A 14,426-nucleotide genomic window follows, 5' to 3' on the forward strand; every position below is an offset into this window, starting at 1 on the left:
AAAGGAGCCCCGGCCTGGTTGACCCGGCCGGGGCTCCTTGATGTCGCGTCCTGGGACTATGCCAGCAGGGAAGGCTTCAGCTGCTGCAACCGGCCGAGCAGGCCGTTGATGAACTGCGGCGACTCGTCGGTGGAGAGGGTCTTGGCCAGCGCCACCGCTTCGCTCACCGCCACACCGTCCGGGACGTCGTCGTTGTAAAGGAGCTCCCAGGTGCCGATCCGCAGAATGATGCGGTCAACCGACGGCATCCGCTCAAGGGTCCAGCCCTGCGAGTACGTTTCGAGGAATTCGTCGATAGCGGCCTGCTGGGACAGGACGCCTTCCACGATTTCCAGGGTGTACGGGTTGATGATTTGGTCCGTCTTCTCCCGGCGCGCCCGGAGCACGTCGAAAGCCGAAACCGAGCGCTGCTCGGCTTCGAAAAGAACATCCAGGGCCCTGTTACGGGCTTTACCGCGGGCGCTCACTACTCGCTGACCCGGCCGAGGTAGCTGCCGTCGCGGGTGTCCACCTTGACCTTGGTGTTGTTCTCGATGAACAGCGGAACCTGGATCTCGTAGCCGGTTTCCAGGGTTGCGGGCTTGGTGCCGGCGGAGGAGCGGTCACCCTGCAGGCCCGGCTCCGTGTAGGTGATTTCGAGGACGACGCTCGGCGGCAGTTCGATGTAGAGCGGGTTGCCTTCGTGGATGGCGATGTTGACCATCTGGTTCTCGAGCATGAAGTTGGTGGCGTCGCCAACGGTCGCACCGGAGACCGTGATCTGGTCGTAGTCGGAGGTGTCCATGAACACGAAGTCCGCGCCGTCCTGGTACAGGTACTGGTAGTCGCGGCGGTCCACGGTGGCGGTTTCGATCTTGAGCCCGGCGTTGAACGTCTTGTCCACGACCTTCCCGGACATCACGTTGCGCATCTTGGTGCGCACGAAGGCGCCACCCTTGCCGGGCTTGACGTGCTGGAATTCGATAATGTTCCAGAGCTGGCCCTCAAGCTTCAGGACCGTTCCGTTCTTGATGTCGTTAGTGGTTGCCACTGGTATCCTCTGGTTTCTCTGTCTGGTCGCGTTCTCAGACGCTGTATGCCGGGCAGGCAGGCCAGGCGGCGTGCCAGCGCGTATTTGTCAAAAATCCGGGGTTCGAAAAAATTCAAATACCATTCTACCGGTAAATCGGGGGTGCCCAAGGTAGGGTGCCCGCCGAACGGCGTCAGCAGGCCAGGTCCAGCACGTCCCGGGCGCGCTGGAGCGCCACCGTGGAGGAGTAAATCAAAGCGGCATCCGCCGACTCGGCCACCCGCAGATCCAGGGCGCGGGCGAAGGATTCAACGGCTGCCGACGTCTGGCCGGCCGTGTATTGGGTCTTGCCCAGGAACTGCAGGACCAGCGCCTCACGCGGTGTCCCCTGCACTTCGGCGAGCAGCTGCCGGAACAACTCCACGGCCCGGTCCAGGCGGTTGGACACACGCAGCACTTCGGCTTCGAATGCCCGAAGCCTGAAGGATTCGGGATCCTTGAAGCGGGCTTCGGCCAGCAGTTCGGCAGCTTCAGCGCCGTGCCCTTCCACCAGCAGGACAAAGATGTGGTCAGCCGGATCAGTGGAGACCGCCAGAGCCTCCCGGCAGGCGTCCTCGTTGACGATTTCCGGCAGCAGGGATTCGGGGTTGATGCGGATCCCCGGGAACCCGGCTTCCGGCCAGTCTGTGGTGCCTGCCATGTCGCCCTGCATCAGGAAGCAATTTCCTGGTAGGCGGCGAAGAGCAGCGACGTATCCGGGACATCAAGGATCCCCGGCTTGGCCACTCCGTCGAGGACCACGAAGCGCAACAGGTCGCCGCGGGACTTCTTGTCCCGCCGCATGCCGTCGAGCAGGCCCTGCCAACGGTCCTTCCGGTAGGTGACCGGAAGCCCCAGTCCGTCCAGGATGCTGCGGTGCCGGTCGGCGTCGGCATCATTGAGCCGCCCCACGCTGCGGGCGAGCTCGGCGGCGAACATCATGCCCACGGAGACAGCGGCCCCGTGGCGCCAGGAGTAGCGCTCCACCAGTTCGATGGCGTGCCCCAGCGTGTGGCCGTAGTTCAGGATCTCGCGCAGGCCGGACTCCTTCAGGTCCTCGGAGACCACCTTCGCCTTCACGGCGATGGCCCGCTCGATGAGCTCGCGGAGGGCTTCCGACTGCGGGTCCACCACAGCCTCGGGGTCCTTCTCCACAAGGTCGAGGATGGCGGGATCGGCGATGAAGCCGCACTTGATGACTTCCGCCATTCCCGAGATGATCTCGTTCCTGGGCAAGGTGTTCAGGGTATCCAGGTCTGCCAGGACGGCGGCCGGCGGGTGGAATGCGCCCACCAGGTTCTTGCCTTCGGCAGTGTTGATGCCGGTTTTCCCGCCCACGGAGGCATCCACCATGCCAAGCAGGCTGGTAGGCATGTGGATGACCTTGACGCCGCGGAGCCAAGTGGCGGCAACGAACCCGGCAAGGTCCGTGACGGCGCCTCCCCCGACGGCCACAATCGCGTCGGAGCGCGTAAAGTCGTTCTGCCCCAGGACCTGCCAGCAGAAGGCGGCCACCTGGATGTGCTTGCCTTCTTCGGCGTCGGGAATCTCCGCTGTCAGAGAGGTAAAACCTGCCGCCGCAAGCTCATCACGGACGGTGTCGCCGGTGAGCCGGAGGGCGCGGGGATGGATGACCAGGACCCGCCGGACCCGCTCACCGAGCAGGCCGGGAAGGTCTCCGAGCAGCCCCCGCCCCACCACCACATCGTAGTTGTTGGCGGCGGATTCGCCGGTGACCTTGATGACTGTTGATTCGGCGCTCACTTTTCAACTTCCTGTTTGGCAGCTGCGTAGTCCCGCAGTGCTGCTTCCAGTCGGCGCCCCAGCTCGGAAACCGAGCCGTGGCGCACGTCCAGGGTGATATCTGCCAGCCGCTCGTAAACCGGCTTGCGGGTGGCGAACATGGCTGTCCAGCGGCCCATTGCGTCCCCCGCGAGCAGCGGCCGCCCGGAGTTGCGGGCGATGCGCCCGGCAACGGTGTCAGCGTCGCACTCGAGGTAAACCACGGTGCATCGGGCAAGCAGCTGCTGCGTGCCGGAGTCGAGCACCGCCCCGCCGCCGAGGGAGATGACCGTGGTGGTGCCTTCTGCTGCTTCGACGACGTCGGCGACTGTCCGCGCCTCAATCTCGCGGAAGGCATGCTCGCCACGGCCGGCGAAGATGTCTGCGATGGATCCGTGGGCGGCCACGATGACGGCGTCGGTGTCCACGAACGGGGCACCAAGCTGCTGGGCAAGCTGGTGTCCGATGGCGGACTTGCCGACTGCCATGGGCCCGATGAGAACCACCGGCCGGCCCACGGACAGGGTTTTGTTGCGGTGGGGCACTTACTGGCCGATCGAGTCCAGGGACGCCGGAATGTTGTCCAGGTAACCCTTGATGTTGCGTGCGGTTTCCGCCACGGAGTCGCCGCCGAACTTTTCGCTGACGGCTTCGGCCAGGACCAGTGCCACCATGGCTTCAGCCACAACGCCGGCCGCCGGTACGGCACAAACGTCGGAGCGCTGGTGGTGTGCCTTGGCCGCTTCGCCGGTGCTGATGTCGATGGTCTTCAGGGCCCGGGGCACCGTGGCGATCGGCTTCATGGCCGCGCGGACGCGGAGCACATCACCGATGCTCATGCCGCCCTCAATGCCGCCGGCCCGGTTGCTGGTGCGGATGATCCGGCCGTCGGAGTCCTTGACGATCTCGTCGTGGGCGGCGGAACCGCGGCGCGCGGCGGTGAGGAATCCGTCACCGACTTCCACGCCCTTGATCGCCTGGATCCCCATCAGGGCTGCGGCGAGCCTGCCATCAAGCCGACGGTCCCAGTGGACATAGCTGCCCAGTCCCGGCGGGAGTCCGTAGGCGAGGACTTCAACAACGCCGCCCAGGGTTTCGCCTTCCTTGTGGGCGGCGTCCACCTCGGCCACCATGGCGTCGGAGGTTTCCCGGTCGAAGCAGCGCAGCGGGTCGGCGTCCAGGGCCAGCACATCGGCGGGCACCGGCAGCGGGCGGCCCTCCGGAACCGTGACAGTGGCGATGGACACGGTGTGGCTGACGAGTTCGATCCCGAGGTGCTTCAGGAACCGGGCAGCAACAGTGCCCAGGGCCACGCGCGTGGCGGTTTCGCGGGCGCTGGCGCGTTCGAGGACGGGGCGGGCCTCATCGAAGCCGTATTTCTGCATCCCGGTGAAGTCGGCATGGCCGGGGCGGGGGCGCGTCAGGGGCGCGTTGCGCGCCTGGTCGGCGAGCACTTCAGGGTCAACGGGATCGGAAGCCATGATCTGCTCCCACTTGGGCCATTCGGTGTTGCCCACCTGGATGGCCACGGGACCGCCCTGGGTGATGCCGTGCCGCACGCCGCCCAGGATGGTCACGACGTCCTGTTCGAACTTCATGCGCGCCCCGCGTCCGTAGCCCAGGCGCCGGCGGGCCAGTGAATCGGCGATATCCCCGCTGGTGATTTCCACACCGGCGGGGACGCCTTCAATAATTCCCATCAGAGCCGGACCATGGGATTCACCGGCAGTCAACCAACGCAACATATTTTCCATCCTGCCACGTATGGCGGTCACAACGCCCGTCGGGGAAGGCCGACTGCGTCACACATCACATCTATGACGGATGCGTTAACTTCCTCTTCGAGCCGGCTGAACAGGCGCACCTGTTCCACGGCCTGGTACAGCAACATTTCAAGCCCGGGCACTACGGCGCCGCCGCCCGCGTGCCAGACGGACCCGATCAGGCTGGGCCAGGGATCGTACGCCACATCCAGTAAAACACCGGGCGTGGAGGTCTTCAGGGCGGCGATTTCGGCGGCCAGCCCGTCCGCGGCGCGCGGCGGCAGGGTGGAAATGACGACGTCGGCAGCAGCAGTGGGTGCCACGGCCTCCGTCATGGGCTGCACGTCCAGGGCGAAGCCGAGGCTGTCCGCAGCGTTACGGACATCGGCGGCCCGTGATGGATCGCGCATGAAGAGGCGGGCCGAAGCGGCGCCCAGTTCCTTCAGGGCCGCCACGGCGGCCGCCGCCGTTCCGCCCCCGCCGAGGACAACCGGCGCTGACGGTGTGCGGGCGCCTGCGTGCCGGACCGCGTTCACGATTCCGGCTACGTCTGTATTGGAGCCGATCGTCCGGAACCCGCTTCCGTGCTGCTCAAAGGACACAGTGTTAACAACGCCCAGGGTCCGGGCCACGCCGCGGACCTCATCCACTTCGCCCACCATGGCCGCCTTCAAGGGCATGGTGACGGACAGGCCGCGCCAGCCCGGCTGGTCCCGGACCTGGCGCATCAACGAGGGCAACAGTTCCTCGGTGACGTCGATGGCCGTGTAGCTGATGCCGATGCCCAGCCTGCTGTACGCCGCGTGGTGCAGCGCCGGCGATTTGGAGTGGCTGATCGGGTGGCCCAGGACGGCTGCCCGGAGGCTCATGTGCAGCGGCCGACGTTTGCCGTGCACCAGGCGTTGTACTGCTCAACGTAACCGTTGTGCTCCGCCAGGGTGCGGGAGAACTTCGTCTCCTTGGTGTCCAGGTTGATTGTCACCCAGTACAGGAAATCGTTGGCTTTCGGCTTGGCGGCAGCATCGATGGCTGTCTTGCCCGGGGAACCGATGGGGCCGGGGGGCAGGCCCGGATTCGCATAGGTGTTGTACGGGTTCGACGCGTCCTGGCGCTGTTCGTCCGTGAAGTTGAAGCTCCTGGTGCCCAGGCCGTAGGTCACGGCCGAGTCCACCTGCAGGAACCCGCCGGTCTGGTCATTGGGCTTGAGCCGGTTGTAGATGGCACCGGCCACGTCGCCGTAATCTGCCTGGCCGCCCTCTGCCTGGACGATGCTGGCGACGGTAACGGCTTCATACTGCTTGGCCGGATCGGTGATGCCCTGCGAGACAAGCTCGTCGACGGTGGTTTTCACCAGCGACTGAAGGATGTCCTTCGCGGAGGTGCCGAGCGGGTAGCGGTGCTCCCCGGGCGCCAGGAAGCCTTCCAGGTTCTTGGCGTTGGCGGGCAAGCCGAAAAGGGCCGGCTGGTCGCTCAGGGCCTTCAGATCCTGGATGGAGACTCCGGATCCTTCCGAGATGGCCTGCAGGGATTCGCCAATGCGCAGCCCGGCACTGAGGGCAAAGTAGATAACCTTCGTTTTGTCCTTGCCCAGCAGCACGTTCACGGCGTCGCTGTTCTTCATCTCCGTCTTGAAGGTGTAATCGCCCGGGGCCAGAGTCCCCCCGGATGCGGTGAACGCCTGCAGGAAGGTATCAGCGTTTGCGACCACGCGTTGGCTTTCCAGGGTGCTGGCCACGGCACGCGTGCCTTCGCCGTTCTCGACGGTCACAACGACCTCACCCGTTCCCGGGCCCGGGAAATCGCTGGGCTTGTCATTGCCCAGCAGCGGCTTCAGGAACTGCGCGCCGACGGCGACTGCGGTGACAAAAACGGCAAGACTCAGGAACAGCGCCAGCAGCCGGCGGCGGCGGCGGACCTTTTTGGACGGCTTGGCCACTACTGTTGCGGCCGCAGCGCCGGGCAGGAACCCGTGGTGCCCGTCGTCGTGGTGGCCGTCGTCATAGTGCGCATCCTCGTAGTGCCCCTGGCCATAGTGCCCGTCATGATGAACGGACTCGTCATGGTGCACGCCGTCGTGGTAGGTGTGCCCCTCTGCATAGTGGACGTCGCCGTCGTAGTGCATGTCCCCTGCGTGCCGGTGCCCGGCCAGGGCTGGCTCATAAACGCCGCGGGCGTCCTCGTGCGGGATCGCCTCAGGAATCCGGGTAGCGGGCGCATCCGACGGGTGGGCGGTGCCGTGCTGCACGTAGGCCTCAGCGGGCCGGGCAGGGGAATTCGCCTCGGGCTGCCGCTCATCCTGGTGGACAGCCTGGATGGACGGCGGTGCTTCCGGAGCGGCCGGAACGGGCTGCGCTTCGGGGACTTGAGGAGCAGGAGTCGCTGCCGCGGCCGGTGGTCCGGCAGGCACGGGCGGCACGTCGTGTCCTGTTTCGTACGCCTGCTCGGGCACGGCGCCCTGGAGTCCGGTGTTTGAGGTCTTCTCACGCGCCCGGATTTCCTTGCGGGTCAGCGGCCTCGCTTCCCCGGCGTCCAAGGGGCCGGAAGCGTCGTCAATGTTGGCAGGGCTCACTGTTGCCTTCCATTATCTGAAGATCGGTCCGTGACCTCCGGGGCGACGCGGACAGACTCATCCGCCTCGTTGACCCCCGGATCCACGGAAGGGGAGGGCGTGGTTACGCGCCGGCCGACATCCGTTCCCCTGGCTTTTTGCATGTCGAGGGCGTGCTGGAGGATGCCTGCCGCCGCGACCTGATCAACTACTTTACGGTGGTTCCTGCTGCTCATGCCAGCTTCATGGAGGTTCCGGTGCGCCGTTACGCTGCTCAGGCGCTCATCCACCAGGTTCACCGGGACGGCCACAGCCCGCGCTGCCAGCTCTGCTGCCAACAACCCGGCGTACTCCGTGGCCATCCTCGCAGAGGCGTGCTCTTCACCCTTCATGGTTCGGGGCAGGCCAACGATGACCTGCACTGCACCAAGTTCCTGCACCAGGTTGGCGATGACCCGGATATCCGAGTTTTTCTTCGGGTTCCGGTCCAGCGTCTTGTACGGCGTGGCCAGGATCGAGTCACGGTCGCAGACGGCCACCCCTACCCGGACGGTGCCGACGTCGATCCCCAGTTTGACGCCCTGGGGGCTGCCGCCGGCAACTGTTGGATTGGTCATGGGTGCCTTATCGCCGCGCGATGGCGTCCACAACGGCGGCCAGGGCAGGGGCTACCTTTGCTGCGTCGGTTCCGCCACCCTGCGCGACGTCGTCCTTGCCGCCGCCACCGCCGCCGAGGATGCCTGCGGCGAGCCGGACCAGGGCACCTGCCTTGACCCCGGCGTCCCGCGCGGCCTCGTTCGTGGCTACCAGGATCATCGGGCGGCCGTTGGCAACACCGGCCACAGCGACGGTGGCCGCAGCCGAGCCCAGGCGGTTCCGGAGGTCAAGCGCGAGGCCGCGGAGGTCGTCGGCGCCGCTGACCTGACCGGCGTCGTGCGCGATGACACTGACGCCCGCAGCATCCTCGGCGCTGTTGACCAGCTGGGCCGCCGAAGCTGCCAGCTGTTCCTTGCGGAGGCGATCCAGCTCCTTCTCCGTGGCCTTGAGCTTGGCCAGGGTGGCAGCGATCCTGTCGGCCAGCTGGCCGGACGGAACCTTGAGCATCTCCGTCAGTTCCGTCACGAGGGCACGCTCGGCCGCAAGGTGGCGGAAAGCGTCCATGCCAACGAAAGCCTCCACGCGGCGGTTTCCGGAGCCAACGGACTGTTCGCCTAGGAGCGAAAGGCTGCCGATCAGTGAAGTTTTGGCTACGTGCGTACCGCCGCAAAGCTCACGGGACCACGCGCCGTCGATCTCCACGACACGCACTTCGCTGCCGTAGTTCTCGCCGAAGAGGGCCATGGCACCCAGGGCCTTCGCCTCGGCAAGTCCCATCACCTTCGTTTCCACGGAGTAGTTGTTGCGGATGGCGAGGTTGGAGACTTCTTCGATTTCGGAACGGGTGGCTGTGCTCAGCCCTTCGCCCCAGGCAAAGTCGAAGCGCAGGTAGCCGGCCTTGTTGAAGGACCCGCGCTGGGTGGCTTCCGGCCCGAGGATCTGGTGCAGCGCCGCGTGCACGATGTGGGTGCCGGTGTGCGCCTGTTCTGCGGCATGGCGGCGTTCCCGGTCGACGGCGGCCCGGACCAGTGAGTCGGCGCCGATCTCGCCTTCCCGGACAATCGCCTTGTGCACGCTCAGGCCCTTCAGCGGGCGCTGGACATCGAGGACCTCGACGACGAAACCGTTACCCGTGATGAGCCCGGTATCGGCCGCTTGGCCACCGGCTTCGGCGTAGAACGGGGTTTCGGCGAGTACCAGCTCGATCTCGTCACCCGTGGAGGCCTGCTGTACCGGCCGCCCTCCGGTGAGGATGCCGCGGACGCGCGATTCGCCGTCGAGCTCCGTGTACCCGGTGAAGACCGTCTCGCCCTGGCCGAGCAGCTCCTGGAACGCAGTGACGTCGGCGTGGCCGCCCTTCTTGCCCTTGGCGTCGGCCTGGGCGCGCTGGCGCTGCTCCTGCATGAGGCTGCGGAAGGCAGGCTCATCCACCTTGAGCCCGGCTTCCTCAGCCATTTCCAGCGTGAGGTCGATCGGGAACCCGTAGGTGTCGTGCAGGGTGAAAGCATCGGCGCCGGACAATGGCTTGTTGGCGGCCTTGGATTCCCTGACGGCGTCCTCAAGGCGTGCGGTGCCGGAGGCGATGGTGCGCAGGAACGCCTTCTCTTCGGCGTAGGCAATCCGGCTGATCCGGGCGAAGTCGGTCTCCACCACGGGGTAGACGCCCTTCATGGCATCCCGGGAGGCGGGCAGCAGGTCAGGCAGGCAGGCCTGCTCCACGCCGAGGAGGCGCATGGAACGCACGGCACGGCGGATGAGCCGGCGCAGGACGTAGCCGCGGCCCTCGTTGGAGGGCGTGACGCCGTCGGAAATCAGCATCAGGGCAGAGCGGATGTGGTCGGCCACCACGCGCATGCGCACGTCGTCGGTGTGGTGGGGATCATCGGCAGTCTCGGCGGACGTGTATTCCTTGCCGGAGAGCGCGGCCGCCTTGTCAATGACGGGACGGACCTGGTCCGTCTCGTACATGTTCTCGACGCCCTGCAGGATCATGGCCAGGCGCTCCATGCCCAGGCCGGTATCGATGTTGCGCTTGGGCAGCTCGCCCACCACATCGAAGTCTTCCTTCGAACGGACATTCTCGATCTGGTACTGCATAAACACCAGGTTCCAGATTTCGATGTACCGGGTCTCGTCCGCCAGCGGGCCGCCCTCGATGCCATAGGCGGGGCCGCGGTCGTAGTAGATCTCGGAGCAGGGACCGGCAGGCCCGGGCTGGCCGGTGTGCCAGTAGTTGTCCGACTTGCCCATTTTCTGGATGCGCCCGGCCGGAACGCCGGTGTTCTTCAGCCAGAGTTCCTTGGCTTCGTCGTCCTCTTCATAGACCGTCACCCACAGCCGCTCAGGCGCAAGGCCGTACCCGCCGTCGTCCACGCTCTTGGTCAGCAGTTCCCAGGCGAACTTGATGGCGTCTTCCTTGAAGTAGTCGCCAAAGGAGAAGTTTCCGCACATCTGGAAGAACGTGCCGTGCCGTGCGGTCTTGCCCACTTCCTCGATGTCACCGGTGCGGATGCACTTCTGCACGCTGGTGGCGCGGGAGTAGGGCGGTTCTTCACGTGCGGTGAGGTAAGGAATGAACGGAACCATGCCGGCAACCGTGAACAGCAGCGAGGGGTCGCTGGAGACCAGCGATGCGGAGGGAACCGCTGTGTGGCCCTTGCTGACAAAAAAGTCCACCCAGCGCTTTGTGATCTCCTGCGACTTCATGAGCTGTTTACTTACCCTTCTTGGTCCACGCGGATGCGCGGAAGTTCGTTCGCTTGGCAGTCCCGTGGGCACGGTTGCTGCCGGTTGGTTCTCATATACTGCGGCCGTGCCGCTGCCCGGTCGGTTGCCGGGTCAGCGGCGGACCAGTTCTCCGGACTCCAGCCCGAGGGCGGCGCGGAGATCTGTTTCGCGTTCGCGCATTCCGTCCCGGATGGCGTCCGTGAAGTCGTAGACCCCGTCGGCCAGCCGGCCTACAGCCCGGTTGAGGCCCTGGGGGCCGAGCGTGGACTGCATGCTGGCCTGCACTTCGGTAGCTTTGCGGAAGGCGATGACTCCGATCGCCACGCCGATTCCCATCCAGACAAGTCGTTTCATTTTAGGTTCTCCGGAGTTCAGCGGCTGCGGCGGCCGGCAGCGGGTTTCTTGCGGTCGGCCAGCGCGGTGCGGACGCCGTAGCTGAAGGCTGCAACTTTGATGAGCGGCGAGCCGACGGTGGCGGCAACCAGCGAGGACAGTGCCGACAGGTTCGCCGACGCGTCGGAGACGTTGGAGGAGATGCCGTCCACCTTTTTCAGCTGCTGGTTGGTTGTGGACACGGTGGCCGTGACCTCGTCCATCAGCGGCGTGGCGCCGTCACTCAGGGACCTGATGGACGTGCGAACCTCGTCCAGGACCTTGCCCAGCTTCAGGATGGGCACGGCAAGCAGCAGCACCAGGAGCGCAAACACTCCGGCAGCGATCAGGCCGGCAATATCGCCACCAGACATAGACGTTCATCTCCTCGAAATTCTGTGGTTCGTTCCACCCGGCGGATGCATTGTGAAGCGCATTGCCGCAGATGTCCCCCAAGTACCTTACATACAAAGAAGCCCGCGGCGCTTGCCACGGGCTTCTTTGGATACGCTGCTGGAATTTAGCGTGCGTAGAATTCGACGACCAGCTGCTCTTCACAGGTCACCGGGACCTCGGAGCGCTTGGGACGGCGGACCAGGCGTGCCTGGAGGGCTTCCAGCTTGACATCCAGGTATGCCGGAACGGCGGGCAGGACATCGCGGTGGGCGCCGGCTGCTGCAACCTGGAGCGGAACCATGGTTTCGCTGCGGCTGTGGACGTGGACCAGCTGGCCCTCCCCGACGCGGAACGACGGGCGGTCAACGCGGATGCCGTCAACCAGGATGTGGCGGTGCACAACCAGCTGGCGGGCCTGGGCGATGGTGCGGGCGAAGCCGGCACGCAGGACCAGGGCGTCAAGACGCATTTCGAGCAGTTCGATGAGGTTTTCACCGGTCAGGCCCTTGGTGCGGCGGGCCTCTTCGAAGGCACGGGTCATCTGTGCTTCGCGGATGCCGTACTGTGCGCGCAGGCGCTGCTTTTCGCGCAGACGTACGGCGTAGTCGGAGTCCTGCTTCTTGCGGGCACGGCCATGCTCACCGGGGCCGTACGGGCGGCGCTCCATGTACTTGGCGGCCTTGGGGGTCAGAGCGATGCCGAGGGACCGCGAGAGGCGGGCCTGACGGCGAGCACGAGTGTTGTTAGCCACTTGTGTCCTTCCAATATCTGCGGTGTGTCAGTGTTACTGGCCTCCACGATGGAGAGCATCGGCCAACCGCTGCCTTTTGCTACTGGGCGCAGGGCATAACCTTCTCAACGTAAATTGGGGAGATTGTGGGTCCGCGCCTTGCCAGACAAACATCCATCCTACCATGGTGGTCACTTGCCCCGGACAATCTTGCGCAGCCGCTCCAGCCGCACAGCGATGTCCCGTTCCGCGCCGTTGGCGGTGGGCTGGTAGTAGTCCCTCCCCACCAGGTCGTCCGGCGGGTACTGCTGGGCGGCCACCCCGTGCGGAGCGTCGTGGGCGTACTTGTATCCAAGGCCGTGGCCCAGCTGTTTGGAGCCCGGGTAATGCGCGTCCCTGAGGTGCGCGGGGATGCCGTTGCCCAGGCCTGCCCGGACATCGGCGGTGGCTTTGTTAATGCCCATGTACGCGGCGTTGGATTTCGGCGCCGTGGCCAGGTGCACCACGGCCTCGGCCAGGATGATGCGCCCCTCGGGCATCCCGATCAGCTGCACCGCCTGCGCTGCCGCCACTGCGGTTTGCAGGGCGGTGGGATCGGCCATCCCCACGTCCTCGGCGGCTGAGATCATGATCCTGCGCGCGACGAAGCGGGGGTCCTCGCCCGCTTCAAGCATCCGGGCCAGGTAGTGGAGGGCCGCGTCCACATCGGACCCGCGGATGGACTTGATGAAGGCACTGATGACGTCGTAGTGCTGGTCACCGGCGCGGTCGTAGCGTACAGCGGCGACGTCCAGGGCGCGTTCGGTGTGCTTCAGGTCGACAGCGACGGGGCCGTCTGCGGCATCGTCCGCATCTCCGAACGCCACGCCGGCCGCCGCTTCCAAAGCGGTCAGGGCACGGCGCGCATCACCGCCCGAAAGCCTGACCAGGTGGTCGAGTGCTTCCTCGCTGAGGTGCACCTTCCCGTTCAGGCCGCGGGGATCGCCCACGGCGCGCTCCAGCAGAGCTTCAATATCCGCATCTGTCAGCGGCCGGAGCGTCAGCAGGAGCGAACGGGACAGCAGCGGTGAGACCACGGAGAACGACGGGTTCTCCGTGGTGGCCGCAACCAGAACCACCCAGCGGTTTTCCACGCCCGGAAGCAGGGCATCCTGCTGGGCCTTGTTGAAGCGGTGGATTTCGTCCAGGAACAGGACAGTGGTCGTTTTGTAGAGGTCCCGGGCGGTGAGCGCCTCGTCCATGACGCGCCTCACGTCCTTCACGCCGGCGGTAATCGCGGAGAGTTCCACGAACTTCCTCCCCGGCCCGCGGGCAATCACGTGCGCGAGGGTCGTCTTGCCGGTACCCGGCGGGCCCCAAAGGATGAGCGAGGTGGGCCCGGCGGGGCCGGACGTGTCCGCTCCGGCCCCGGCAGCCAGTTGGCGCAGGGGCGAACCCTGGCCGAGGAGATGCTGCTGGCCCACTACCTCGTCAAGGGTGCGCGGACGCATCCGGACGGCGAGCGGGCCGCGGGGGGAGGCGTTGCCCCCTCCCCCGGCAGTGCGGCCGGCGGCCGGCGCAACGTCGTCGCCGTCGTCGTCATTACCGGGCCCATGCCCGAAGAGATCATCCACATAGATAGGCTACTTCCAGTCGTTCGGCTTTCCCGCCGAAGCCGCCGCCGCCGCTCAACGAAGGATGCCGCATGCCCGCACGTACCGCCGCCGGAGCACAGCGCACGCCCTCCGTCCGTACGGCTTATGTTCCGGGCGCCCGCCTTCCTGGGTGGGCGGAGAGGTTCGGCGCGGCGCACGGCGGGTTCCAAGTGAGGGATGACGACGACGGCCTGCACCTCGTGGCGTCCGACGGCGCCGAAGCGCTCCTTCAGGCCCCCTGGCCGGTGGACGGCCGGCCGGGCCGCGGCGCGGACGGACTGGAGCGGCTGGCCTCGCTCGCGTCCCAGCCGCGCAGACTGGGCCTTCTTTTGGTGCGGCGGGGAGGGTATGGCGTGGCCGTGGTGGCTGAGGGAACAACTATGGCTTCGAAGGTGGGTTCCACTTATGTGCAGTCCCGGACGGCCGCCGGCGGCCAGTCGCAGCAGCGGTTCGCGCGGCGCCGGTCCAACCAGGCGGACGCGCTGGTGGAAACTGTTGCAGAACAGGCGCTGCGGGTGTTCTCCGGCGGGTCATTTGAATACGTGGTTCCCGGCGGGGACAGGGCATTAGCTGGCTTTGTGCTCGACCACCCGGCCCTTGCCCGCTACGCTGGGCTCCCCCGACTGGCCTACCTTGACGTCCCGGATCCCAAGGCCGCAGTGCTGCGGAAAGCCGCCGCGGATGCGTGCGCTGTGAGGATCCAGGTCACCGACGCTTCTTGAGTCAGCAGCCCGTCATTGTTATCCACAACCACGCCTTGATGCCGGGGCGCCGTGCCCTCGTTACTGCCTAGGTGTATCAACCTGAGAGGTTGGTAACGCGGCTGGCG

General features: G+C 66.1%; 15 protein-coding genes. 1 reads left to right on the forward strand and 14 read right to left on the reverse strand.

From position 1 onward, the window contains the following. Positions 1 to 56: 56 nt before the first annotated feature. The 14 genes from nusB to FBY31_RS03880 form a co-directional block, all read right to left on the reverse strand. Positions 57 to 467: a transcription antitermination factor NusB gene (gene nusB / locus FBY31_RS03815; protein ID WP_142037100.1), complete on the reverse strand. Its 411-nt coding sequence runs from the start codon at positions 465 to 467 to the stop codon at positions 57 to 59. Beyond that, complete coding sequence (gene efp, locus FBY31_RS03820; RefSeq protein WP_142037103.1) at positions 467 to 1,030, reverse strand: elongation factor P; 564 nt, start codon at positions 1,028 to 1,030, stop codon at positions 467 to 469. Before efp ends, nusB begins: the two co-directional genes overlap by 1 nt. A gap of 172 nt (positions 1,031 to 1,202) precedes the next feature. Further along, positions 1,203 to 1,721 carry a tetratricopeptide repeat protein gene (locus tag FBY31_RS03825; RefSeq protein ID WP_142037106.1) on the reverse strand — a complete coding sequence of 173 codons (519 nt, stop codon included), beginning with the start codon at positions 1,719 to 1,721 and terminating at the stop codon, positions 1,203 to 1,205. Continuing rightward, the gene (aroB, locus tag FBY31_RS03830; RefSeq protein WP_142037108.1) at positions 1,721 to 2,812 is read right to left on the reverse strand and encodes a 3-dehydroquinate synthase; all 1,092 of its coding nucleotides are present in this window, start codon (positions 2,810 to 2,812) and stop codon (positions 1,721 to 1,723) included. Before aroB ends, FBY31_RS03825 begins: the two co-directional genes overlap by 1 nt. Next, positions 2,809 to 3,375: a shikimate kinase gene (locus FBY31_RS03835; RefSeq protein WP_142037111.1), complete on the reverse strand. Its 567-nt coding sequence runs from the start codon at positions 3,373 to 3,375 to the stop codon at positions 2,809 to 2,811. Before FBY31_RS03835 ends, aroB begins: the two co-directional genes overlap by 4 nt. Then, the gene (gene aroC, locus FBY31_RS03840; RefSeq protein WP_142037114.1) at positions 3,376 to 4,575 is read right to left on the reverse strand and encodes a chorismate synthase; all 1,200 of its coding nucleotides are present in this window, start codon (positions 4,573 to 4,575) and stop codon (positions 3,376 to 3,378) included. Between the two features lie 26 nt (positions 4,576 to 4,601). Next, positions 4,602 to 5,462, reverse strand: a complete 861-nt coding sequence (locus FBY31_RS03845) for a shikimate dehydrogenase (protein ID WP_142037117.1) — start codon at positions 5,460 to 5,462, stop codon at positions 4,602 to 4,604. After that, entirely contained in the window at positions 5,459 to 7,162 is a 1,704-nt protein-coding gene (gene mltG, locus FBY31_RS03850) for an endolytic transglycosylase MltG (protein WP_142037119.1), read from the reverse strand. The genes FBY31_RS03845 and mltG overlap by 4 nt, the downstream gene beginning before the upstream one ends. Continuing rightward, positions 7,159 to 7,758 (reverse strand): Holliday junction resolvase RuvX, encoded by a 600-nt coding sequence (gene ruvX, locus FBY31_RS03855; protein WP_142037122.1) that lies wholly within the window; start codon positions 7,756 to 7,758, stop codon positions 7,159 to 7,161. Before ruvX ends, mltG begins: the two co-directional genes overlap by 4 nt. 7 nt (positions 7,759 to 7,765) lie before the next feature. Then, positions 7,766 to 10,444, reverse strand: a complete 2,679-nt coding sequence (alaS, locus tag FBY31_RS03860; protein ID WP_142037125.1) for an alanine--tRNA ligase — start codon at positions 10,442 to 10,444, stop codon at positions 7,766 to 7,768. Positions 10,445 to 10,576: 132 nt separating this feature from the next. Continuing rightward, positions 10,577 to 10,819, reverse strand: a complete 243-nt coding sequence (locus tag FBY31_RS03865; protein WP_235012923.1) for a hypothetical protein — start codon at positions 10,817 to 10,819, stop codon at positions 10,577 to 10,579. 17 nt (positions 10,820 to 10,836) lie between these two features. Further along, positions 10,837 to 11,211 (reverse strand): DUF948 domain-containing protein, encoded by a 375-nt coding sequence (locus tag FBY31_RS03870; protein WP_142037127.1) that lies wholly within the window; start codon positions 11,209 to 11,211, stop codon positions 10,837 to 10,839. Between the two features lie 146 nt (positions 11,212 to 11,357). Then, positions 11,358 to 11,984, reverse strand: a complete 627-nt coding sequence (gene rpsD, locus FBY31_RS03875; RefSeq protein ID WP_142037130.1) for a 30S ribosomal protein S4 — start codon at positions 11,982 to 11,984, stop codon at positions 11,358 to 11,360. 170 nt (positions 11,985 to 12,154) lie between these two features. Continuing rightward, a complete protein-coding gene (locus FBY31_RS03880) occupies positions 12,155 to 13,576 on the reverse strand; it encodes a replication-associated recombination protein A (protein WP_142037133.1) in 1,422 nt (473 codons plus the stop codon). A 71-nt stretch (positions 13,577 to 13,647) separates the two neighbouring features. On the opposite strand from FBY31_RS03880, the gene FBY31_RS03885 reads away from it, so the two are divergent. Then, positions 13,648 to 14,319, forward strand: coding sequence for an acVLRF1 family peptidyl-tRNA hydrolase (locus FBY31_RS03885; protein ID WP_142037135.1), 672 nt, complete (start codon positions 13,648 to 13,650; stop codon positions 14,317 to 14,319). Positions 14,320 to 14,426 lie beyond the last annotated feature (107 nt).

This window comes from Arthrobacter sp. SLBN-100, assembly GCF_006715305.1.
In the GTDB taxonomy this organism is placed as follows: Bacteria; Actinomycetota; Actinomycetes; order Actinomycetales; family Micrococcaceae; genus Arthrobacter.